Consider the following 20406-nt stretch of genomic DNA (forward strand, 5'->3'; position numbering starts at 1 on the left):
TTATGCTTCCGAAAGCAAACGATCCAGGTGCAGCCGGACGATGCGGCGGATCGTTTCGGGCGTCATGACGTCGGGACGGGAAACGCCGTGAACGAGGAGTCCGTCCACGAGCGCGTTCAATCGTCTCGCTTCCAGCTCGGCGTCGAGGCTCGAACTTGCGCCCGATTCCGCCTCGCGGAAGACGATGAGCGCCCGCACGAGCCGCAACATCCCCGCGTACAGTTCGTCGTACACCTGGGCGTTCAGCTCCGCCAGGGCGGGATCGGTCAGTTTCCGGCCCGTGAACGCGAGCCAAACCTCGCTTTCCGCGCGTTTTTCTTCATCGAGCGGAAGCAGTTCCCAGAGGATGCATTCCGCGTCCGCGCGGACGTCGCCGGACGGCTTGAAGTCCGCCAGCCGGCCTTTGACGCGATCGGAGACGAGGCGCAGCGAGAAGGCGAGCAGTTCCGATTGGGTCGAAAAATAATGCCTGAGCGATCCGAGAGACACCTCCGCTTCCTTCGCCACGTTTCGGACCGTCACCGCCTCCAGCCCCTCGCGCCGGATAATGCGCCATGCCGCTTCTCCCAGCTCCGTTCGGCGCCGATCATGATCGACGATTTTGGGCATGCGATTATTTTATCACTTTGTTTTTTAATACAACAGTGTTAAAATAAGCTTGTTTTCATACGATGTATTAAAAAGGGAGAATCGGTGATGATCGGATTTTTAATCGTAGCGTGCGAAATCGGATTTTGGGTGTTCGTCGGCGCGGGGCTTTTTTTCCGCTATGCGCTGAACAAAAGGAAGGCGGGCGCTTGGCTGCTGGCATGCACGCCCGTCGTCGATCTGATCCTGCTCGCGGCGGCCGTCATCGATTTGCGCAGCGGAGCCGAGCCTTCATGGACGCACAACCTGGCGGCCGTGTACGTCGGCGTATCGGTGGCGTTCGGCCATCGGATGATTCGCTGGGCCGACGCAAGGTTCGCTCATCGCTTCATGGGCGGGGAGGCTCCCCGCAAGCTGTACGGGAAAGAGCATGCGGCGCACGAACGCAAAGGCTGGCTGCTGCATCTGGCCGCGTGGGCGATCGGCGGCATTCTGCTGCTCGTCATGAGCTGGCTGGCGGGGGAAAAGGACTTGAACGCCGAGTCTCCGTTCGTGTCTTGGATCCTGGGGTGGGCGGTCGTGCTCGGCATCGATTTTCTGATCAGCTTCAGCTATACGCTGTGGCCGCGCGAGCCGAAAGGGGAAACCTCCGCCCGAGGCTGACGTTCCGGCGAGCCGCCGACCGCTTCGGGCGATCGGCGGCTTTCGAATGAGAGCCGGAATGGGAGCGGCTCTTTCCTCGCGTTACGCGTTCGCCATCCGGTACAGGGGCAGCAGCGTGGCGAACACGGATTCCGCCTTGGCGAGCAGCGCTTTGCCGTCCCGGAGCACCGGGTCGTCCCGGCGAACGTGCAGGCCGCACGTCAGCTCGGCGGCTTTGATCTTGCGGAGCCGGACGAACAGCTCCTTCAGCTCCTCGTCGGACATGTCCTTGTGGGCGGTTCCTTCCGGTTTCATATGATCCTTGGACCATTGATAATCGGCGGGCACGGAGGAGCGGATCGATTTCAGCTCATTTTCCGCGCGTACCGCGAGCACGTCTTTGGTCGGGCACTCATATATAATAGCGAACTGAATAAACAAATGCGTCGACCAGAGGCCGATCTGGAAATGCGGGAACATTTTGTAGCCCTTCGGGCTCGGAGACCATGCGACCCAAGTGTCGTCAGGCGGATTGACCGACCGCCTGGCGTGCTTGGCCACATGCGGATACAGCTGCGTTCCGGACAACCCGGTCAGGATCGGGGCAAGGGAATCGCCCAACGCGTGCAGCTTCGGCCGAACGCTTTCAATAATGGCGGACATCCGGTTTTCCAGGCCCGGGACGGCCATGGCGTCGAAGTCCGCGGCTTCGAAGCCGGCGAACTCGGCCGCGGGTTCGGCTGCGGAAGGTTTTGCGGTCGTGTTCATTTTTTTCACCTCGTCTGAATCGTTCAAGCGTTGAACCCACTATACCGGATAACGGTCAAAAATCCAAGTTGACAAAATAGTCAAGAAACCAAGTTGCCAGAACATAAGATGGGGTATAAGATAGAAGTAAGCAAGAAATGTCTGAACATTCGGTCAATAACTCAAGCCGTGCAACGATGCGGGAGGGGGGGATGGCCGTGAATCGAAGCTACGAAGTGGAATATTGCGACCTCGAGCTTCGTTTTGACCGCAGACAGATTCAAAATTGGATCCGCGAACTGATTCAGAACGGCTACTCTCTGTACTGGAGCGAGAACGATCAACATTTTCTCGTTTCGGTGCGAAGCGGCCGGAAGCTGCTCAAGTTCCGATTTCAGCGGACCCGAACGCGTTACAAGATGGTTGGGACGTACGTGGTTAAGGACGAACGGCTTGCTCGCAGCATCGAGAAGCTGATCAACGATACGCGCGGCCATGCCGTCGTCAAACGGTTTCGAGATCGACAGTTGCTCATCGAGAACATCATGTTTGGAGAAATTATCCGTCTCGTGGAGGTGTCGGGCATGGAGCATCGCATTATTTTTCAAAAACGCCCCCAAATCACGCTGGAAGACATGGTGCAGGCCTTCAAATCCAAGCGCGCCGAACTCCGGGCGGGAGTGCTTCGTCTCGAGCTCGATTACGAGCTTGCGGTTCTTCATGAAGCGTTGCAGCAAGGAGATGCGGAAGCAGCGGAAGCAAGCAAACAGAAGCTAGTCGAAATGCGCAAGGAAATGCTGATGCTGGAGCTGTAACGACAATTAACAAGCAACAATTCGACAGGCCGATTTGCCGGAGCGCTCGCGCAGAGCGTGAAGCCGTTGGAAATAGGGAAGGGCGCCGCGAGGGCGTCCTTTTTTTGTCTTTTACTTGAACACGCTTACGAGCGGAGTATAATAAGGCTGTCTGGAAATGATTTCATATGCGGATTCGGGGGAGATCGGGAGATGAAACTGGACAAAGGCGACAAGCTGGTCATGATCGGAGATTCGATCACGGACTGCGAACGGACGAAGCCGGTCGGAGAAGGGCTGTTCAATGCCCTCGGCAGGGGCTATGCCGCTTACGCGGACGGACTGCTTCAGGCCGTCTATCCGGAATTGGGAATTCGGGTCGTCAACATGGGAATCAGCGGGAACACGGTTCGCGATTTGAAGGCGCGGTGGCAAACCGACGTGCTCGATTTGAAGCCGGATTGGCTGTCGATCATGATCGGGACGAACGACGTGTGGAGACACTTCGATACGCCGACGATCAAGGAGTGGCAAGTGCCGGAGGAAGAGTATGCGGCGACGCTGGACGAGCTCGTGGCACGAACGAAGCCTCACGTCAAGGGGATCGTGCTGATGACCCCGTTTTATTTGGAGCCGAACCGCGCCGACGCGATGCGGGCCAAGATGGACCGCTACGGCGGCATCGTCAAGGAGACGGCGGAACGTCATGGAACGCTGTTCGTGGATACGCAGGCGGCATTCGACGCGGTTCTGGCTCATCTGTATCCGGCGACGCTGGCATGGGACCGCGTCCATCCGAACGTGAGCGGACATATGACGCTGGCGCGGTCTTTGCTGAACGCGCTCGGGTTCGAGTGGAATCCGCGTGGGCTCTGATGGCCGGCCGCCTCGCCGACTGGCTGTGGAACGTCCCGCATCGTTGCAGATTGTCTCGCATAGTTCCGGATAGTTTCGTATACAAGTCGAGAAGCACTCGCCGTTCGCGCCGGTTTGATTCCGGGCGGGCGGCTTATTTTTTTCAGGAGGGACGCGAAATGAACGGTCCGGAAACGAATGTTTACGATCGATGGATGAGCGATCAGCTTAAAGGCAGCGGAGGGGAGCGCGCGGCCAGGCTGCGAAAGGGGCTTGGCCGCGGTTCCGAGACATTTTTGAAAAACGTATGGTGGCCTGCGTTCGGCAGCTTCGAAGGGCTTTTTCCCGAGTTCGAGCTCCGGGATTATAAAGACGGCTGGCGTTACCTCGATTTTGCTTATCTAGCGGGCGGGTATCGAGTATGCTTGGCGGGATTTTCGGCAGCAGTCCGAATAGCGCTTGATCGGGTTGTATAGAAATTTTACCAAAAATGAAGATTCGGCAAAGAAGGTTTTCATCGGCGGGCAAAACGAGTACAATAACGATATTGTGAAAAATTTGTCTAAAGGATGAAGCGAAGATGTCTAAAGCACACATCGGCGTCGTCGGCATGGCCGTCATGGGACGCAATCTTGCTCTGAACATTGAAAGCCGCGGCTACACCGTAGCGGTATATAACCGTTCCCGCGACAAGACGGACGATCTGCTCGCCACGGACGGCAAAGGGAAAAACCTGGTACCGGCTTATTCCGTCGAAGAGTTCGTGGCATCGCTTGAAAAGCCCCGCAAAATTTTGATCATGGTTCAAGCCGGCGCCGGCACGGACGCGACGATCGCGTCGCTTACGCCGCACCTCGACAAAGGCGATATCATCATCGACGGCGGCAACGCCTACTTTCCCGACACCCAGCGCCGCTCGAAGGAATTGACCGAGCAGGGCTTCAACTTTATCGGCACCGGCGTATCCGGCGGCGAGGAAGGCGCGCTGAAAGGCCCGTCCATCATGCCGGGCGGCCCCGAAGAAGCGTACAAGCTGGTCGAGCCGATCCTGACGGGCATTTCGGCGAAAGTGAACGGGGATCCTTGCTGCACGTATATCGGGCCGGACGGCGCGGGCCATTACGTCAAAATGGTCCACAACGGCATCGAGTACGGCGACATGCAGCTGATTTGCGAAGCGTACCAGCTGCTTAAAGACGTGCTCGGCTTGTCCACCGACGAGCTGCACGAAATTTTCTCCGAATGGAACAAAGGCGAGCTCGACAGCTACCTGATCGAGATTACCGCCGACATCTTCTCGAAAAAAGACCCGGAAACGGGCAAGCCGATGGTCGACGTCATCCTCGACGCCGCAGGCCAAAAAGGCACCGGCAAATGGACGAGCCAAAGCTCGCTCGACCTTGGCGTGCCGCTGTCGATCATTACGGAATCGGTATTTTCCCGCTTCCTGTCGGCGATGAAGGAAGAGCGCGTCGCCGCCAGCAAAGTGCTGAGCGGACCGCAAAAGCCGGCCTTCCAAGGCGACAAGGCCGCCTTCATCGAGAGCGTGCGCAAGGCGCTGTACGCCAGCAAAATCTGCTCCTACGCGCAAGGCTTCGCGCAAATGCGCGCGGCTTCCGAGGAGTACGACTGGAACCTGCAATACGGCAACATCGCGATGATTTTCCGCGGCGGCTGCATTATCCGCGCCCGTTTCCTGCAAAACATCAAGGATGCGTACGACCGCGATCCGGCGCTGAAAAACCTGCTGCTTGACGAATATTTCCAAAACATCGTCCAAAACTATCAGGACGCATGGCGCGACGTCGTCGGAACCGCCATCCGCTACGGCGTTCCGGTTCCATCGTTCGCGAGCGCTCTGGCCTACTACGACAGCTATCGGTCCGAACGGCTGCCGGCGAACCTGCTCCAGGCCCAGCGCGACTACTTCGGCGCCCATACGTTCAAGCGTCTGGACAAGGAAGGCGTCTTCCACCACAACTGGATGGAATCCTAAGCTTAGGGGAGCATGTCCGCCAGCATCGCGCGCAAGCAAGCCGCATCTTCTCCGCACGGGTTTTGCCGGTGAAGCAGATGCATGGCGAGCCCCGCGTAGCAAGCGAAATGCGCCAGCAATCGTGGCCGATCGAGCGCCGTCCATTCGGGCGCTCCGTCGGCCACTTTTCTTTTGATATAGTCGAGCCCCCAGATCAGATCCTCCCGGCAAAGCGGATAGGAGGGATCGAGCAATCGTCTGAGCGGTTCGTCAAGCGCTTGCGGGCGAGGCAAACGGCCGGTACCGGCGGAATTCATGGGCAGACCACCTTGGCTTCAAAAGTCGTAAGGACAATCCGATCATTATCACCATACGAAAAAAAGAACGGATTTATACCTAGGGCGACCCGGCGGTTGTGTGATATGATAAGAAAAGTGTACAAGGGAGCGGGGAGAAAAGGTTTGAGCGAGCGAGCGACACCGAAAAATATCATCCTGGTCGGATTTATGGGAACGGGAAAATCGACCGTAAGCCGGCTGCTCGCCGAGCGGCTCGGGTGGAAGCGGATCGATACGGACGAGGAGATCGTCCGGCAAGCGGGGAAGGCGATTCCCGACATCTTCGCGCAGAACGGGGAAACGGTCTTTCGCGATTGGGAAAGCCGCGTGCTGAACGAGGTGCTCGGCGGCAGCGGGCATGTCGTCGCGACGGGCGGCGGGGCCGTGCTCCGCGAGGAAAACCGGCGCCGCATGCTCGCCGGCGGCTGGGTCGTCGCCTTGGCGGCGGACCGGGAGACGCTGCTCAAGCGCGTCATCGAAGCCGACCCGGAAGGGACCGGAGCCAGGCCGCTGCTCAAGGGAGACGCGGCGGAGCGAATCGACCATCTGCTGCGCACGCGGCGCCATGCCTACGATTTCGCGCATGCGACGGTCGACACGTCCGGCCGGTCGCCTCTCGAGGTGGCCGAGCTGCTCGTTCGCTGGGCGTTATAGCTGCTGCCAGGCCAGCATGCCGCCAAGCAGGTTGACCGGCTTCTTGAATCCGAGCGAGGTCAAATATTCGCAGGCCTGCCCGCTGCGGTAGCCGCTGCGACAAATGAAAATGACTTCCTCGTCCCGCGGAATTTCGTCAAGACGCTGGGGCACCTGGCCGAGCGGCAGGTGAAGGGCGCCGGGAATCATGCCCTGGGCGACTTCCTCGTCTTCGCGGACGTCGATCAGATGCAGGTTCTCGCCCGCGTCGAGCCGCTCTTTCAGCTGTTCGACCGAAATCGTCGCGTACTCGCTCATTTTGCTTCGTCTCCTCTCGTCGAACCGGTGATCGGTATCGTGACCGTACCGACAGAATAATCATAATGAACCGCCGGATACGCTGTCAAACGAATCGGACGAGGCGAATCGGAAAGGCCGTTCGGCCAACCCGCGCATTGCGTAAGGCACGATTTTTTCAACGGAGCTTATTTCGGAACAGGGAGTCGCGATGCCAAATGACCGTTATCGTTGCGATCGCGGTATGCGGATTTTTCGGGGCGGTTTCCCGGCACGGCTTGACGCTCGTCCTGCCGAACGGAGGAGGTTCGTCCTTTCCGTGGGCGACGCTGGCGATCAATTTGAGCGGCTCGCTGCTGCTCGGCTGGCTGTCGGGACTCGCGCTGCGCAAGCTGGTGTCGCCCTGGTGGAAGGAAGCGCTCGGCACCGGATTTCTCGGCGCTTTTACGACGTTCAGCGCGTTTAACGCCCAGCTGTGGGAGCTTTGGCGGCACGACGCATATGCTGCGGCCGTTCTTTACGCCGCATCGAGCGGCATCGCCGGCTGGCTGCTCGCTTCGCTCGGGCTGAAGCTCGGAAGGGGGCGGGAACGATGAACGGGTGGGCGCTTGCCTGTCTCGTCGGCGTCGGCGGTTCGATCGGCGCGGTGGCCAGGTACGGGGTCGGCCGCTGGACCGCGAAGCGGGGAGGCAAGCCGCGCAGCGCGACGCTCGCCGTCAATCTGGCCGGGTCGCTCGCGCTCGGCGCGCTGGTCGGCGCGAACGCCGACGAACGCAGCGAAGCGGCGTTCGCGTTCGCGGGAACCGGCATCATGGGCGGGCTCACGACGTATTCGACGCTAAACGCGCAAAAAGCGGAGCTGACCCGCGAGCGCCAAGGGCGGCAGCTGGCCGTCTATGTATTTGCTTCCTACGCGGGAGGCATGGCGGCTTTCGCCGCCGGCTGGCTGCTGGGCCGGGCGCTGCTGCGCAACTGACCGAACCAAGTCGTTTTTATCGGAACAAAAATGATGTCCAAGACAAGGGGCGTATGAACAGATGGATATGATCGTCACTCCCACGGGAAAACTGCAAGGCGAAATACAGGCTCTTTCCTCCAAAAACTACACGACCCGCTATTTGCTCGTCGCGGCTTTGGCGGAAGGAACGAGCACGATCCGGTTCCCCGCCCACAGCGAGGACAGCGACGCGATGCGCCGCTGCATCCGCGATCTCGGCGCCGTCCTCGAGGAAGACGACGAGAAAATCGTCATTAAGGGGTTCGGGCGCTTCCCGTTCCCGGCGAAGTCGCTTAACGTCGGCAACGCGGGAGCGGTGCTGCGCTTTCTCATGTCCGTCGCCGCCTTGCTGCCGGAGGTGACGTTCGTCAACGCCTACCCGCAGTCTCTTGGCAAACGTCCCCACGACGATCTGATCGCCGCGCTGCAAAGCATGGGCGTCGAGGTGGAGCACCAGAGCGGGAAGCTGCCGATCACGATCCGCGGCGGAAAGCCGCGCGGCGGCAAAATCCAGGTTTCCGGAAGCGTGAGTTCCCAATACTTAAGCTCGCTGCTGTTTTTGGCGCCGCTGCTCGAAGAGGACAGCGAAATCGAAGTGCTTCACGATCTCAAGTCCAAGGTCGTCGTCGGCCAAACGCTGGAGGTGATGCGGGAAGCGGGAATCGTCGCGGAGGCGTCGGACGACCTGATGCGCTTCCGCGTTCCCGGACGCCAGCGGTATCTCGCGCAAACGTATACCGTGCAGGGCGATTATCCCGGCTCGGCGGCGATTTTGGCCGCCGCCGCGGTGACGGAGTCGGACGTGACCGTTCACCGGCTGCTGGAAAACAGCAAGCAGGGCGAGCGAGCGGTCGTCGACGTTCTGCGCAGCATGCGGGTGCCTCTGACGCATGAAAACGGAATCGTGCGAGTAAAGGGCACCGGCAAGCTTGCGGCCGGGGAATTCGACGGCGACGAGTTTACGGACGGAGTGCTGGCGATGGTCGCCGCCGCGGTGTTCGCCGAAGGCACGTCGCGCTTTTACAACGTGGAGAATTTGCGCTACAAGGAGTGCGACCGCATAACCGATTATTTGACGGAGCTCCGCAAAGCGGGCGCGAACGTCGAGGAGAAGCGGGACGAAATCATCGTTCACGGCCGTCCCGAAGGCGTGGAAGGGGGCGTGACGATCGATGCGCACTTCGATCATCGCGTCATTATGGCGCTGTCGATCGTGGGTCTCCGGTCGAAACGGCCGATCCGGATATCGGACGCGCATCATGTGGCCAAAAGCTACCCAAACTATTTCGATCATTTGGCCTCGCTTGGCGCGAAGGTCGAGTGGGTAAAGGAATAAAAAGGAGGCGACCCGGCATGGCATTCGAAAATCCGCCGCGCGAGCGGATCAAGGAAATTTTGGAGGGCGCGGGCAACATCGCCGTCGTCGGGTTATCCGACGATCCCGAAAAAACGTCGCATCAGGTGTCGGCGGCGATGCAGGCGAAAGGATACCGGATTATTCCGGTCAATCCGAACGCGGAGCGCATTTTGGGCGAAACGTGCTACGCGAGCTTGAAGGACATTCCCGAGCCGGTCGACATCGTCAACGTTTTCCGCCGGCCGGAGCATACGCCCGCCGTTGCCGCGGACGCGGCCGCGATCGGGGCGAAGGTGCTGTGGCTGCAGCTCGGCATCGCCAACGACGAAGCGGCGGAGATCGCCCGCAAAGGCGGTCTGGAAGTCATTATGGACCGCTGCATCAAGGTCGAGGATTCGATTTTGCTTCCGGGCGGCAGAGCGGGACGTTAATACGAGACGATCCCGCCGGGCAGGCAACATGGGCGCTTCGCGGCAGACGTTTTCGGTTGCCGCGGGGCGCCTCTTGCTTAAACGAAAAATAGGCGCAAAGCGCTATATATAGTTGAAAGCTATGAACAAAATACTTTTTATATATTTCACCTCTTGCCGACGTTGGGCTACAATCGGGATAAACGATCGCCGCCAGGCGGAAAGCGGGGAAATTAATCATGTACGAACACGTTAAAAAATTGTTCGACCTCGGAGCGGACGGCTACGATTGGCAGCGCAGAAGCCTTATACCCGACTTCGACCAGTTTTACGGGATGGCCGTGTCGCTCATCCGGCCGGAGCGCGCCGCTCCGTCCATCCTCGATTTGGGCGCCGGCACGGGGCTTCTGACGTCGTTTGTCGCCGCGGCCTGCCCGCAGGCGAAGCTGACGCTGATCGATTTCAGCGAAAAAATGCTCGATCAGGCGCGAAAGCGGTTCGAGCGCCACCCCGCCGAAGTCCGGTTCATAACGGGCGACTACGCCGAGCGCGAATTTCCGGAAACGTACGATTACGTCGTTTCGTCGCTGTCGATTCACCATCTCGAGCATGCGGACAAGCAAAAGCTGTTCAAAAAGATTTACCGCATGATCCGTCCTGGAGGCGCATTCATCAACGCGGATCAGGCCGCGGGGGAAACGCCCTTCTTCGAGGCCTTCAATTTGCGGGAATGGGAGCGGGAAGTCGCCGCGACGGGATTGCCGCCGGAACTGATCGAGGCGTCCAAGGAACGGAGGAAGCAGGACCGCAACGCGACCGTCTCCGACCAGCTGCGCTGGCTGCGGGAAGCGGGCTTCGCGGATGCGGACAGCGTGTACAAGCGGCTCGGGTTTGCGGTTTTTTACGCCCCGAAAGCGAAATGAGCTTTTGACAAAACCGGCCGCATAGACGTAACATCGAGAGAAAGGAGGGGACTTCCGGCTCATGATGGGTGTGGGCTATCTCCAACGGTTGGGGCGGGCGATGATGCTGCCGATGACGGTGCTGCCCGCAGCCGCCATTTTTATCATGCTCGCGCATTTGCCATGGGCGATGCTCGGCTGGCCTCAAATGCCCGAATTGCTGCAGGCGGCCGGGTTGAATATATTTCAGTATGTGCCCTACGTGTTTGCGGTCGGCATCGCGCTCGGGCTGTCCAATCAGTCGGCGCTTGCCGGCATGTCGGCGCTTGCGGGAATGCTCATTTTCACGGCGGTAACCGCCGCTTACGATCCGGAAGGCGTGCAGCCGTCGATGTTCGCCGGAGCCGTGCTCGGGATCGCGTCGGGTCTCGCGAACGAGCGCTTCAAGGCGCTCAAGCTGCCGGAATATCTGCAGTTTTTCGGCGGCTCGCGCTTCGTTCCCGTCTTTATGGCCGGCGTATCGATCCTCTTCTCCTGGCTCATGATCGCCGTCGGCGCCGCGATCGGCGATTTCGTGGCGGCTTCCGGCGAGATGGTCGCCATGGCCGGAGGGTTCGGCGTCTTTTTGTACGGATTTTTGCACCGGATCCTGGTCGCGTTCGGCTTGCACCACATTTTGAATCATCTGTTCTGGTTCCAGGTGGGGGAGTACCGGACGGATGACGGAAACGCGTTTTTCGGGGACTTGCCGCGATTTTTCGCGGGGGACCCGACGGCGGGCGTCTACATGGCCGGCCTGTATCCCGTCATAATGTTCGCGCTGCCCGCCATCGCTTACGCGATCATTCACGAGTCGCGGGAAGATCTGAAGCCCAAAATCCGCAAGCAGTTCCGCGTTGCCGGCCTTACGGCCTTCCTTACCGGGGTGACCGAGCCTGTCGAATTCGCTTTTTTGTTCGTCGCGCCCTATTTGTTCATCGTTCACGCGCTGCTGTCCGGCGGCATCATGTGGCTGACGTACGAGCTCGGCATCCGGCACGGGTTCAGCTTCTCCGCCGGGGCGCTCGAATTTTTGATCAACCTGCCCTTGGCCAGCAGAGGCTGGCTGCTCATCCCGATCGGCCTTGCGGTCGGCATCGTTTATTACGTCATGTTCCGGCTCGTCATCCGCAAGTTCGAGTTGTCGACGCCCGGCCGGGAGGACGCTTCCAGGCTTGACGACTGGGCGGGCGACATTCCGTACCGCGCGCCGCTCGTGCTGCAGGCGCTGGGCGGCAAGGAGAACATCGTCCGGCTGGACGCCTGCATCACGCGGCTCAGGCTGACGCTTTCCGACGACCGCCGGATCGATTCGAAGTCGCTTCGCCATCTCGGCGCCGCGGGCGTCATCCATTTGGGCGCGGGCAACGTGCAGGTCGTATTCGGCACGTACTCGGATTTGATCCGCGAGGAAATTTTCAAGCTGATGCAGCAGGACGTTCACCAGGTACAGTTCCATGCGCCGGTTCAGGGCCGCATGATTCCGATCGAAGAGGTGGACGATCCGATCTTTTCGCAGCGGCTCGTGGGCCGGGGCGTCGCGTTTCTGCCCGACAGGGGGGAGCTCGTCGCCCCCGTCGCGGGGCGAATCGTTCATTTGTACCCGACGAAGCATGCGATCGGGATCGCGACCGACGAAGGGCTCGAAGTGCTGCTCCACATCGGGATCGACTCTTCGCAAATCAAGGATTGCTTTACGGCATTCGTAAAAGAGGGAGACGAGGTCACGCCGGGACAGCCGCTGATCCGCTTCCACCTGCCGAAGCTGAAACATCAGGCCAAGTCGATTGCCACTCCGATGGTGATCACCAATCCGGACGTCGTCAAGTCCTGGCGCTATGCGCCGTTTAAAGCGGTCAAAAAAGGTCAGGCGGCCGTCATGTCCGTCGTCGTGAGAGAGAGAGAGAACAAGGGGGGAGAGCATGATACAGGGATTGGGAGCCTCGGAAGGGATCGCGATCGGCAAGGCGTTCGTCTTGCCCAATTGGGAATGGGAGCTGCCGGAGCAGAAAATCGACGTCAGCGATTTGGCCGCCGAATTCGACCGCCTGTACGAAGGCGTGAAACGGTCCAAATCGGAGATCTACCAGATCAAGACGGAGATGGACGAAGCCGTCGGCCCCGAAGAGATCAGCATTTTCGACGCTCATTTGGCCATCCTCGACGATCCTGTGTTCATGAACGAAATCAAGGGCATCATCCAGCGGCAGTACAAGGCCGCCGAGGTGGCGGTGAAGGAAGCGATCGATCATTTCGTCACGATGTTCGATTTGCTCGACGACGAATATATGAAAGAGCGGGCGCTCGACATTAAAGATGTCGGCAATCGCCTGCTGAAGCATCTGCTCGGCGTTCCGGAAATCGCGCTGCCGTCGGACACGCAGCCGTTCGTGCTTGTCGTCCGGGAGTTGACGCCTTCGCAGCTCATTCACCTGAAGCCGGATGTCGTGCTCGGCATCGTGACGATGGTCGGCAGTCCGTCTTCGCATGCCGCCATCATGGCGCGGGCGTTCGGCATTCCGCTCGTGATGGGAATCGAAGGGAAGACGAAGGAGCCGATCGCGACGGGCGATTTACTGATTATCGACGGGGGAACCGGCCAGCTGCACGTAAACCCGAAGTCCGACACGCTGCAGCGCTACACGGAGCTGCGCAGGCTGCATCTGGAAACGCGGGTGCGGCTGCAGGCGCTCGCGTCGATCCCGCCGGTCACGCCGGACGGCATCGCGCTCGAACTGGCCGCGAACATCAGCAGCGTCAAGGAGCTCGACGCGGCTTTGGGGAGCGGCGCGGACGGAGTCGGCCTGTTCCGGACGGAATTTCTGTACATGGACCGCAGCCGGTTTCCGACGGAGGAGGAGCAGTTCGAAGTGTACCGGTCCGCGGCGGAACGGCTGAACGGCAAGCCGCTCGTCATTCGGACGCTGGACATCGGCGGAGACAAACATTTGGACTACCATGAAATGCCGGAGGAAGACAACCCGTTCCTGGGCTACCGGGCGATCCGGTTCAGCCTGGACCGGAAAGACCTGTTCAAGGTGCAGCTTCGGGCGATTCTCCGGGCGGCGGTTCACGGCGAGGTTCAGGTGATGTACCCGTTGATCGCGACGCTGGAGGAAGTTCGCGCGGCCAACGCTTTGCTTGCGGAAGCGGCCGGCGAGCTGGCCGCCGAAGGCGTGCCGTACCGCGACGTGCCCGCGGGCGTCATGATCGAGGTGCCGGCGGCGGTCGTCATCGCCGAGCTGCTGGCGGAGGAAGTGAGCTTTTTCAGCATCGGGACGAACGATCTCGTGCAGTTCACGCTGGCGGTCGACCGGATGAACGAGCAGATCAGCCATCTGTACGAGCCGTATCATCCGGCGGTCCTGCGGATGCTGCGGACGGTGAGCGAAGCCGCGAACCGGCGGGGAATCCCCGTCCGGGTGTGCGGGGAGCTCGCCGGCGACGTGCGGGCGATGCCGCTTTGGCTCGGTCTCGGCATCCATGAGCTCAGCTTGTCGGCGCAGGCGATTTTGCCGGTCAAGGAGACGCTGCTGCGCACGAAAGCCCAGGACTGCCTCGGGCTCGTCGGCGAATTGTTCCGCTGCGGCACGGCCCGGGAAATCCGGGAACGCCTGGAGCGTTTCCATGCGGAAATCGCGCTGGCGGGAGGGAATGTCAAGCCGGGAGTGAACTGACGCGAAAAGGAGGATTCCCGACCGGCGCAAGGCCGAAGGAATCCTCCTTTTTAACGTTTAGAGGCGGCCGAACAGCAAATCGCAAAACGCCTTGGCATATGCCGGCAAATCCGGCGGGCGCCGGGACGAAACGAGGTTGCCGTCGATGACGACGGGCTCGTCCACCCATACGGCGCCGGCGTTTTCCATGTCGTCCCGGATGCCCGGGGTCGAGGTGACTTTCCGTCCCCGCACGATTTTCGCGGAAACGAGCACCCAGCCGGCATGGCAGATTTGCCCGATCGGCTTGCCGGCGGCGTCCATTTGCCGAACGAACTCCAGCACGTTCGGATCGCGGCGGATTTTGTCGGGGGCCCATCCGCCCGGAACGAGCAAGCCGTCCGCCTTCGAAGCGTCCAGTTCGCCGTAGGAAAGGTCGGAAACGGCCGGGACGCCGTATTTTCCGATGTAGGTTTTCCCTTTTTCGGGAGCGGCGTACAGCACTTCCGCGCCTTCCTCGCGCGCCCGGTAAACGGGATACCAGAGCTCGAGGTCTTCGAATTCCTCGTCCAGCAGGCAGATGACTTTTTTGGTCTGAGTCACGGTTCTTCCTCCTTTTGAAAACCGACACGCGTTTTGCGGCTTCGTCAAAGCCGCGTCGCACTTATTTTAACAGAATCGGACGTCCCGTTCATCCGAAATTAACCCGCAAAGGAGTTTTCAATCTTCATGTCCAACGATTCCCCGACCGGCCGCCGCTTCGTTCGCTGGCTTCCCGCCGTCGTCGTGATGGCCGTCATTTTTATCTTGTCTTCCCGTACCGGAGACGAGCTGGACACCGTCCTGCCCTGGGTGCAAAAGCTGTTTCCATGGCTGGAAAGCTTCGATCCCGGACATTATGCCGCCTATTTCGTCCTCGCGCTCTGCTATGCGTTCGGCTTCGGTTTTCGCAGAATGAACGTCGGCAGGAGCTTGCTGGTCGTGTTGATGAGCTTGCTTTACGGCGTTACCGACGAATGGCATCAGTCGTTCGTCCCGAACCGGACGCCCGACTTGGCGGATTTGCTGCACGACGGGATCGGCGCGGCCGTCGCCGTCGTTTGCGTCGCCATATGGAACGGCTGGGAGCGCGGCCGCTCCGCAAGAAAACGCAAGTAAATACGTCTTGAAAATACCAGTATTTACAGCGCCTTATAAAGAAGGAGTTCCCTTCCGCAGGCGCGAATACGAGAGGGGAGAAACGAAATGGCCCGGAACGCGGTTCCGGGGGTTGGGAGAGAATGTCGTTGCATAAGCGCTGTCCATGCGGCCACGGCCAGCAATTAACGCTCCGCACCGTTTTGCACGCGCGCAAGGCGAGCATTGCCAACGTGCCGGTCTATTCATGCGATGAGTGCGGTCGAAACGAAGTGTTTCCCGGAGTCAAGGCGGAGCTCGGACGCCTCATCGGCGAGCTCGGGCCGGCGCCGCGGCCGCAGACCGTTCTTTTCGACGAGCGGCATGAGTGGGTCGGCGTTCTTGCCGCTTTGCACAAGCGGGAAAGGCGGATCACGGCGACGGCCGTCGCGAGACGGACCGAGGAGCGGATGGACGAATTGCTGGATTTGCTGCTGGTCGCATCCAACGTCGGAGACGAACAATGGAAAACGGAGCTGAACGGACGATTGTCGCAATTAAGCTCGCAATACATATGCTATTGACGAATGGAGCGAAAACGGGGCGGCATCGCCTCGTTTTTTGCGAAAAAAACGATTTTCTGTTACCATGAAAATAAAGAGCATCATTTTCAAGGAGGCATCGGCATTGGCACAAATACGCCGTTTGATGACGGTAGACGATTGGGAAGACGCCCTTCGCGCCACGAAGGAGAAGCCTTTGCTCGTATTCAAGCACAGCACGCAATGCTCCGTAAGCGCGGGCGCGCACGAGGAGTGGCAGCATTATACGGCGGACGACGAAGCGGGCGGGGTCGACTACGCTCTCGTTCATGTGATCGAGGAACGGCCCGTCAGCAACGCGATCGCCGAATCGCTCGGCGTTACGCATAAATCCCCGCAAGTGATCCTGGTTCGGGACGGAAAGCCGGTCTGGGACGAGTCGCATTGGCGAATTACGTACGATTTTCTCAAAGACCGTTTGAGTTCCGCGGAAGCCGGATGAGGCCATTCGGCCAAAAGTCGAGATTTGGCTTTTCAAGCGGCCGTGTTACATTGCGTTAACGGCAAATTTGTCGTATCATTACCTTATTATCCCATGGACAAGCCCTATCGAGGATGTCTATGAACATTGGAGCGAGGACTGTGACGGTAACCATTTATGACGTGGCTCGTGAAGCTGGCGTGTCGATGGCGACAGTTTCCCGTGTCGTTAACAACAATCCGAACGTGAAGCCGCAGACACGCAAGAAAGTATACGAAGCAATCGAACGGCTCGGTTATCGCCCCAACGCCGTCGCCCGCGGGCTGGCGAGCAAGAAGACGACGACGGTCGGCGTGGTCATTCCCGACATTGCCAATGCGATCTTCGCCGAGGTTGCGCGCGGTATCGAAGATATTGCGAACATGTATCACTACAATATTATTCTCTGCAACGCGGACAAGCGCAAAGAGAAGGAAATCCGCGTCATCAACACCCTTCTGGAGAAGCAAGTGGACGGTTTGCTGTTCATGGGCGGAGCGGTGACGGACGAGCACCTTCAGGCGTTCAGCACTTCGAACGTTCCGATCGTCCTGTGCGCGACGACCGACGAGAAGGGGACGATGCCGTCCGTGGATATCGACCACGAAGCGGCTGCTTTCGACGCGGCGAGCAAGCTGATCGCGGACGGCCACCGGCGGATCGCCATGATCAGCGGTACCCTTCAGGATCCGGCCAACGGCTATGCCCGTTACCACGGATACAAGCGCGCGCTCGAGCAGGCGGGGCTTGCGCTCGACGAAACGTACGTGCGCGTAGGGAACTACAAGTACGAATCGGGAATCGAAGCGATGCAGTATTTCCTGGAGCTGCCGGAACGGCCGACCGCGGTATTCGCCGCAACCGACGAGATGGCGATCGGGGCGATCCACAGCATCCAGGATGCCGGATTGAAAGTGCCGGATGACATTTCGGTCATCAGCGTGGACAACATTCGCATGGCATCGATGGTTCGCCCGCAGCTGACGACGGTCGCGCAGCCGATGTACGACATCGGGGCGGTATCGATGCGGCTGCTGACGAAGCTGATGAAGAAGGAAACGGTAGACCAGGCGAGAGTCGTTCTCCCGCACGAGTTGATCGTTCGCCGTTCGGCCAGCGCTCTTTCTTGAGCCTGATCGCGCAAGCGGCCATACGACAGGCCCCGCTCGGGAAGTTTCCGTCCCGGCGGGGTTTCTTTATCTGAAAACGAAGGGAATGAATGCCCGTGATCGGAATTATCGGGGCCATGCAGGAGGAAATCGACCTGCTCCTCCAAGGAATGCGCGATGTCGTGACGATGAACCGCTCCGGCATCGATTACGTCATCGGGTCGCTCCATGACCGCAAAGTGGCCGTATGCAAATCCGGCGTGGGGAAAGTCAATGCCGCCGTTTGCACGCAAGTGCTGATCGACCGTTTTTTGGCGGATAAAATCATTTTTACCGGGGTGGCCGGCGCGGTGGATCCGAGCCTGGAAATCGGGGATATCGTCGTCGGGTCGAGCTGCCTTCAGCACGACATCGACGTGACGCCGCTCGGCTTCAAACGCGGAGTCATTCCGTATCAGGACGTATCGGAGTGGAAGGGCGACGACACGCTGATCCGAATGGCGGTCGAGGCCGGCGAACGGCTATACCCGGGACGCTGCAGGACGGGCGTCATTCTTTCCGGCGACCAGTTCGTCGCCGACCGCGATGTCGTTCGGGCGCTGCACGAGCAGTTCGGCGGCGCTTGCACGGAGATGGAAGGAGCGGCCGTCGCCCAGGTCTGCGCCATGAACGGGGTGCCCCACGTCATTATTCGCTCGATGTCCGACAAAGCGGACGGCTCGGCGCACGTCAATTTTGCGGAATTTACCGTCGAGGCGGCGGGCCGCTCCTTCGCGATCGTCGACGACATGATTCAAAGGCTGTAACCCGAGCCGGAAAGGCAGGGCAGCCAGGCTTTACGCGAGGTGCTGGAGCGCGAGTTCCAGCACCTCGCGGTTTTTGGCGGCGATTTCGGCGCGTCTTGGCATTGGCGTCCACGCGGACGCATCGTCAAGCCAGGAAGCCGGCATGCCTTCGGGGACGCCGTCTTGCCGCGCCGGCAGCCAGGAGGCCGGCAGAGGCGCTCCGCTCGGCGCGGCGTCGATGGCTTCGAGAAGCGGATGGCCGGTCATTTCCAGCCACAGCAGCCCCCAAGCGCGGGGAACGACGCGGTAATGATCGTAGCCCCCGCCGCCCAGCGCGATCCAACGGCCGTCCGTCCATTCGTGGGCGAGGCGGTGGATCCGCTTTGGCATTTCGCGGTAGATGCGCATGCTGCAGTGAACGTGCGACAGCGGATCGAACGCATGGGCGTCGCAGCCGTGCTGGCTTACGATGACGTCGGGCTTGAACGCGCGGACGGCTTTCTCGATGGCGGCCCCGAAGCTGTCGAGCCAGGAATCGTCCTCCGTATACGGCTCCACGGGAACGTTCAGGCAAGCGCCGTAGCCGGACTGGGTTCCCCGCTCGTGGGCGAATCCCGTTCCCGGAAACAAATATTTTCCCGTCTCGTGAATGGACAGCGTAAAGACGTCGGGATCCGTGTAAAAACACCACTGCACGCCGTCGCCATGATGGACGTCCGTGTCGATGTACAGCACTTTCGCGTCATACTTCCGCCGTATCCAGGCGATGGCCGCCGCTACGTCGTTGTACACGCAAAAACCGGCTCCCCGGTCGGGAAACGCGTGATGCAGCCCGCCCCCAAATGAAGCGCATGCGGCGCCGCCCCCGACATGACCGCCTCGGCCGCGGCGATCGTGCCGTGCACGACCGCTTGCGCCGCTTCGTGAACGCCGGGGAAGTAAGGGGTGTCCCCGTCGGGCTCCAGACCGTACTTCGCCGCCAGTTCGACGGCTTCTTCGGCGGGAGAGGTCCCGCTCAAGCGGCGGACCGCCTCGATGTAGTCGGCGCGATGGATCCAGGCCAGCGCGGCTTCCCAGTCCGCCGGAGGCTGCGGGACGGCGATTTGCCGCGCTTCGAGCGCGCCGCATGCTTTCAGCAGCCGTTCCGTAAGCTTGAGGCGGACCGGGTGGAACGGATGGTCTTCGCGAAACCGGTACCGGCCCGAAGACGCGTTGTCGATCCAAATCGGGCCGGAAATCGGTGAATTCACAAACATCGCTTCCTTTCGTACGAGCGTTAGTACATAAACCGCTGCCGGAACCGGACCCGGTCGAACTTTTCCACGGAGGAAAGCGGCACGTCCTTGCCGATCCGGACCATGAGGCAGTTCGCCGGATGGGCGCAAATTTCCGGGTCGTCGGTTGCGAACCAGACCATCCCTACGGATTTCATCAATTTCTCCATCATCGCCCGGTATTCCCAGACGTTCAGTCCGCTTCCTTCCAGGTCCCAGTGCCAATAATACTCGGTCGTATAGACGATGGCGTTATCGAGCTGGCCGTCTTCGAAAGCCGTTTGAATCAGGCTCTTGCCGAGGCCGAGTCCCCGGTAATCGTCCGCCACTTCGATGGCCCCGAGCTCGATCAAATCGTCCATCCCGCCTTGCGACCAGGTTTCCAGCTCGTCCGGGTAGTGAAACGTGACGTAGCCGACGATCAGGTCGCCTTCGAGCGCCGCGACGATTCGGCCTTCGGGGAGCTCGGCGATTTCGACGAGCGCGGCATGCTGCTCCGCGGGACGCCGGAAAGCGTCCAGCTTCGGGTGAAGCCGGTACTCCCGGAGCCGTTCCGGCGGAATCGGGCCTTCGACGGAGATCGGACCGTTCGTCCCGTCGCGAATATGCCGGTGGAACCGTTTCAGGTGCTCCATGTCTTTCCCTCCTCGAATGCTGTCATTATACAACAAAAGGGGAGGAAGGAGGAGAGCGCTTACTTATAAAGCGCTTTATATGACAACATTGTGACGATTCGCCGGGTTTTATGATATACTTAATTTCGTTAGCCGGAAAACGAATGAATGAAAGCGCATTCCTTCGGCGTGATCGGCACTTTGAATTCGTATTCG

23 protein-coding genes and 2 pseudogenes are annotated in these 20406 nt (G+C 60.0%); 18 read left to right on the forward strand and 7 right to left on the reverse strand.

All coding sequences use genetic code 11. The annotated features are described in order from the left end of the window. On the reverse strand, window positions 1–609 hold the full coding sequence (locus JW799_RS19845; protein ID WP_080840365.1) for a TetR/AcrR family transcriptional regulator: 609 nt from the start codon (window positions 607–609) through the stop codon (window positions 1–3). Between the two features lie 87 nt (window positions 610–696). Between JW799_RS19845 and JW799_RS19850 the strand changes: the two genes are divergently transcribed. Next, window positions 697–1251, forward strand: coding sequence for a hypothetical protein (locus tag JW799_RS19850; protein WP_205431383.1), 555 nt, complete (start codon window positions 697–699; stop codon window positions 1249–1251). 81 nt (window positions 1252–1332) lie between these two features. Here the strand turns inward: JW799_RS19850 and JW799_RS19855 are convergent, their stop codons facing one another. Further along, on the reverse strand, window positions 1333–1998 hold the full coding sequence (locus JW799_RS19855) for a YktB family protein (protein WP_205431385.1): 666 nt from the start codon (window positions 1996–1998) through the stop codon (window positions 1333–1335). Window positions 1999–2195: 197 nt separating this feature from the next. Here JW799_RS19855 and JW799_RS19860 point away from each other — a divergent pair, with 197 nt between their 5' ends. From JW799_RS19860 to gndA, 4 genes are all read left to right on the forward strand, one after another. Continuing rightward, entirely contained in the window at window positions 2196–2792 is a 597-nt protein-coding gene (locus tag JW799_RS19860) for a hypothetical protein (protein WP_080841032.1), read from the forward strand. Window positions 2793–2984: 192 nt separating this feature from the next. Further along, window positions 2985–3647 (forward strand): SGNH/GDSL hydrolase family protein, encoded by a 663-nt coding sequence (locus tag JW799_RS19865; protein ID WP_080840359.1) that lies wholly within the window; start codon window positions 2985–2987, stop codon window positions 3645–3647. A gap of 158 nt (window positions 3648–3805) precedes the next feature. Next, entirely contained in the window at window positions 3806–4102 is a 297-nt protein-coding gene (locus JW799_RS19870; protein WP_080840355.1) for a hypothetical protein, read from the forward strand. A gap of 104 nt (window positions 4103–4206) precedes the next feature. Beyond that, window positions 4207–5622, forward strand: coding sequence for an NADP-dependent phosphogluconate dehydrogenase (gene gndA / locus JW799_RS19875; RefSeq protein WP_080840354.1), 1416 nt, complete (start codon window positions 4207–4209; stop codon window positions 5620–5622). 2 nt (window positions 5623–5624) lie between these two features. Here gndA and JW799_RS19880 read toward each other — a convergent pair whose 3' ends face one another. Continuing rightward, window positions 5625–5918, reverse strand: a complete 294-nt coding sequence (locus JW799_RS19880) for a hypothetical protein (protein WP_080840352.1) — start codon at window positions 5916–5918, stop codon at window positions 5625–5627. Window positions 5919–6062: 144 nt separating this feature from the next. Between JW799_RS19880 and JW799_RS19885 the strand changes: the two genes are divergently transcribed. Then, window positions 6063–6593 (forward strand): shikimate kinase, encoded by a 531-nt coding sequence (locus tag JW799_RS19885; RefSeq protein WP_420830639.1) that lies wholly within the window; start codon window positions 6063–6065, stop codon window positions 6591–6593. Here the strand turns inward: JW799_RS19885 and JW799_RS19890 are convergent. Next, complete coding sequence (locus tag JW799_RS19890) at window positions 6588–6890, reverse strand: rhodanese-like domain-containing protein (protein ID WP_205431390.1); 303 nt, start codon at window positions 6888–6890, stop codon at window positions 6588–6590. The genes JW799_RS19885 and JW799_RS19890 overlap by 6 nt on opposite strands. Window positions 6891–7087: 197 nt before the next feature. Between JW799_RS19890 and crcB the strand changes: the two genes are divergently transcribed. From crcB to ptsP, 7 genes and pseudogenes are all read left to right on the forward strand, one after another. Further along, window positions 7088–7465 carry a fluoride efflux transporter CrcB gene (gene crcB / locus JW799_RS19895; RefSeq protein WP_205431393.1) on the forward strand — a complete coding sequence of 126 codons (378 nt, stop codon included), beginning with the start codon at window positions 7088–7090 and terminating at the stop codon, window positions 7463–7465. Next, window positions 7462–7845 carry a fluoride efflux transporter FluC gene (locus JW799_RS19900; protein ID WP_080840346.1) on the forward strand — a complete coding sequence of 128 codons (384 nt, stop codon included), beginning with the start codon at window positions 7462–7464 and terminating at the stop codon, window positions 7843–7845. Before crcB ends, JW799_RS19900 begins: the two co-directional genes overlap by 4 nt. Window positions 7846–7906: 61 nt before the next feature. Next, window positions 7907–9202 carry a 3-phosphoshikimate 1-carboxyvinyltransferase gene (gene aroA, locus JW799_RS19905; RefSeq protein ID WP_205431396.1) on the forward strand — a complete coding sequence of 432 codons (1296 nt, stop codon included), beginning with the start codon at window positions 7907–7909 and terminating at the stop codon, window positions 9200–9202. 17 nt (window positions 9203–9219) lie between these two features. Beyond that, window positions 9220–9654, forward strand: a complete 435-nt coding sequence (locus tag JW799_RS19910; protein WP_080840344.1) for a CoA-binding protein — start codon at window positions 9220–9222, stop codon at window positions 9652–9654. A 218-nt stretch (window positions 9655–9872) separates the two neighbouring features. Beyond that, window positions 9873–10556: a class I SAM-dependent methyltransferase gene (locus JW799_RS19915; protein WP_205431398.1), complete on the forward strand. Its 684-nt coding sequence runs from the start codon at window positions 9873–9875 to the stop codon at window positions 10554–10556. Between the two features lie 61 nt (window positions 10557–10617). Beyond that, window positions 10618–12492 (forward strand): annotated as a pseudogene (locus tag JW799_RS19920) (glucose PTS transporter subunit IIA); the annotation flags it as partial. Window positions 12493–12496: 4 nt separating this feature from the next. Beyond that, window positions 12497–14251: a phosphoenolpyruvate--protein phosphotransferase gene (gene ptsP / locus JW799_RS19925; RefSeq protein ID WP_080840339.1), complete on the forward strand. Its 1755-nt coding sequence runs from the start codon at window positions 12497–12499 to the stop codon at window positions 14249–14251. Window positions 14252–14308: 57 nt separating this feature from the next. Here ptsP and JW799_RS19930 read toward each other — a convergent pair whose 3' ends face one another. Beyond that, window positions 14309–14833 (reverse strand): type 1 glutamine amidotransferase domain-containing protein, encoded by a 525-nt coding sequence (locus JW799_RS19930; RefSeq protein ID WP_080840337.1) that lies wholly within the window; start codon window positions 14831–14833, stop codon window positions 14309–14311. Between the two features lie 126 nt (window positions 14834–14959). Between JW799_RS19930 and JW799_RS19935 the strand changes: the two genes are divergently transcribed. From JW799_RS19935 to JW799_RS19955, 5 genes are all read left to right on the forward strand, one after another. After that, a complete protein-coding gene (locus tag JW799_RS19935) occupies window positions 14960–15388 on the forward strand; it encodes a VanZ family protein (RefSeq protein WP_205431400.1) in 429 nt (142 codons plus the stop codon). 122 nt (window positions 15389–15510) lie between these two features. Further along, window positions 15511–15930: a hypothetical protein gene (locus JW799_RS19940; protein ID WP_080840334.1), complete on the forward strand. Its 420-nt coding sequence runs from the start codon at window positions 15511–15513 to the stop codon at window positions 15928–15930. A gap of 103 nt (window positions 15931–16033) precedes the next feature. After that, on the forward strand, window positions 16034–16390 hold the full coding sequence (ytxJ, locus tag JW799_RS19945) for a bacillithiol system redox-active protein YtxJ (protein WP_240353349.1): 357 nt from the start codon (window positions 16034–16036) through the stop codon (window positions 16388–16390). A 140-nt stretch (window positions 16391–16530) separates the two neighbouring features. Next, on the forward strand, window positions 16531–17538 hold the full coding sequence (gene ccpA, locus JW799_RS19950) for a catabolite control protein A (protein WP_080840330.1): 1008 nt from the start codon (window positions 16531–16533) through the stop codon (window positions 17536–17538). Between the two features lie 89 nt (window positions 17539–17627). Next, a complete protein-coding gene (locus tag JW799_RS19955; protein ID WP_080840329.1) occupies window positions 17628–18323 on the forward strand; it encodes a 5'-methylthioadenosine/adenosylhomocysteine nucleosidase in 696 nt (231 codons plus the stop codon). Window positions 18324–18353: 30 nt separating this feature from the next. On the opposite strand, the pseudogene JW799_RS19960 reads toward JW799_RS19955, so the two are convergent. Continuing rightward, a pseudogene (locus JW799_RS19960) lies at window positions 18354–19558 on the reverse strand (acetoin utilization protein AcuC). A 20-nt stretch (window positions 19559–19578) separates the two neighbouring features. Further along, a complete protein-coding gene (locus JW799_RS19965) occupies window positions 19579–20211 on the reverse strand; it encodes a GNAT family N-acetyltransferase (protein WP_080840325.1) in 633 nt (210 codons plus the stop codon). Window positions 20212–20406: the final 195 nt, after the last annotated feature.

Source organism: Cohnella algarum (assembly GCF_016937515.1).
In the GTDB taxonomy this organism is placed as follows: Bacteria; Bacillota; Bacilli; order Paenibacillales; family Paenibacillaceae; genus Cohnella; species Cohnella algarum.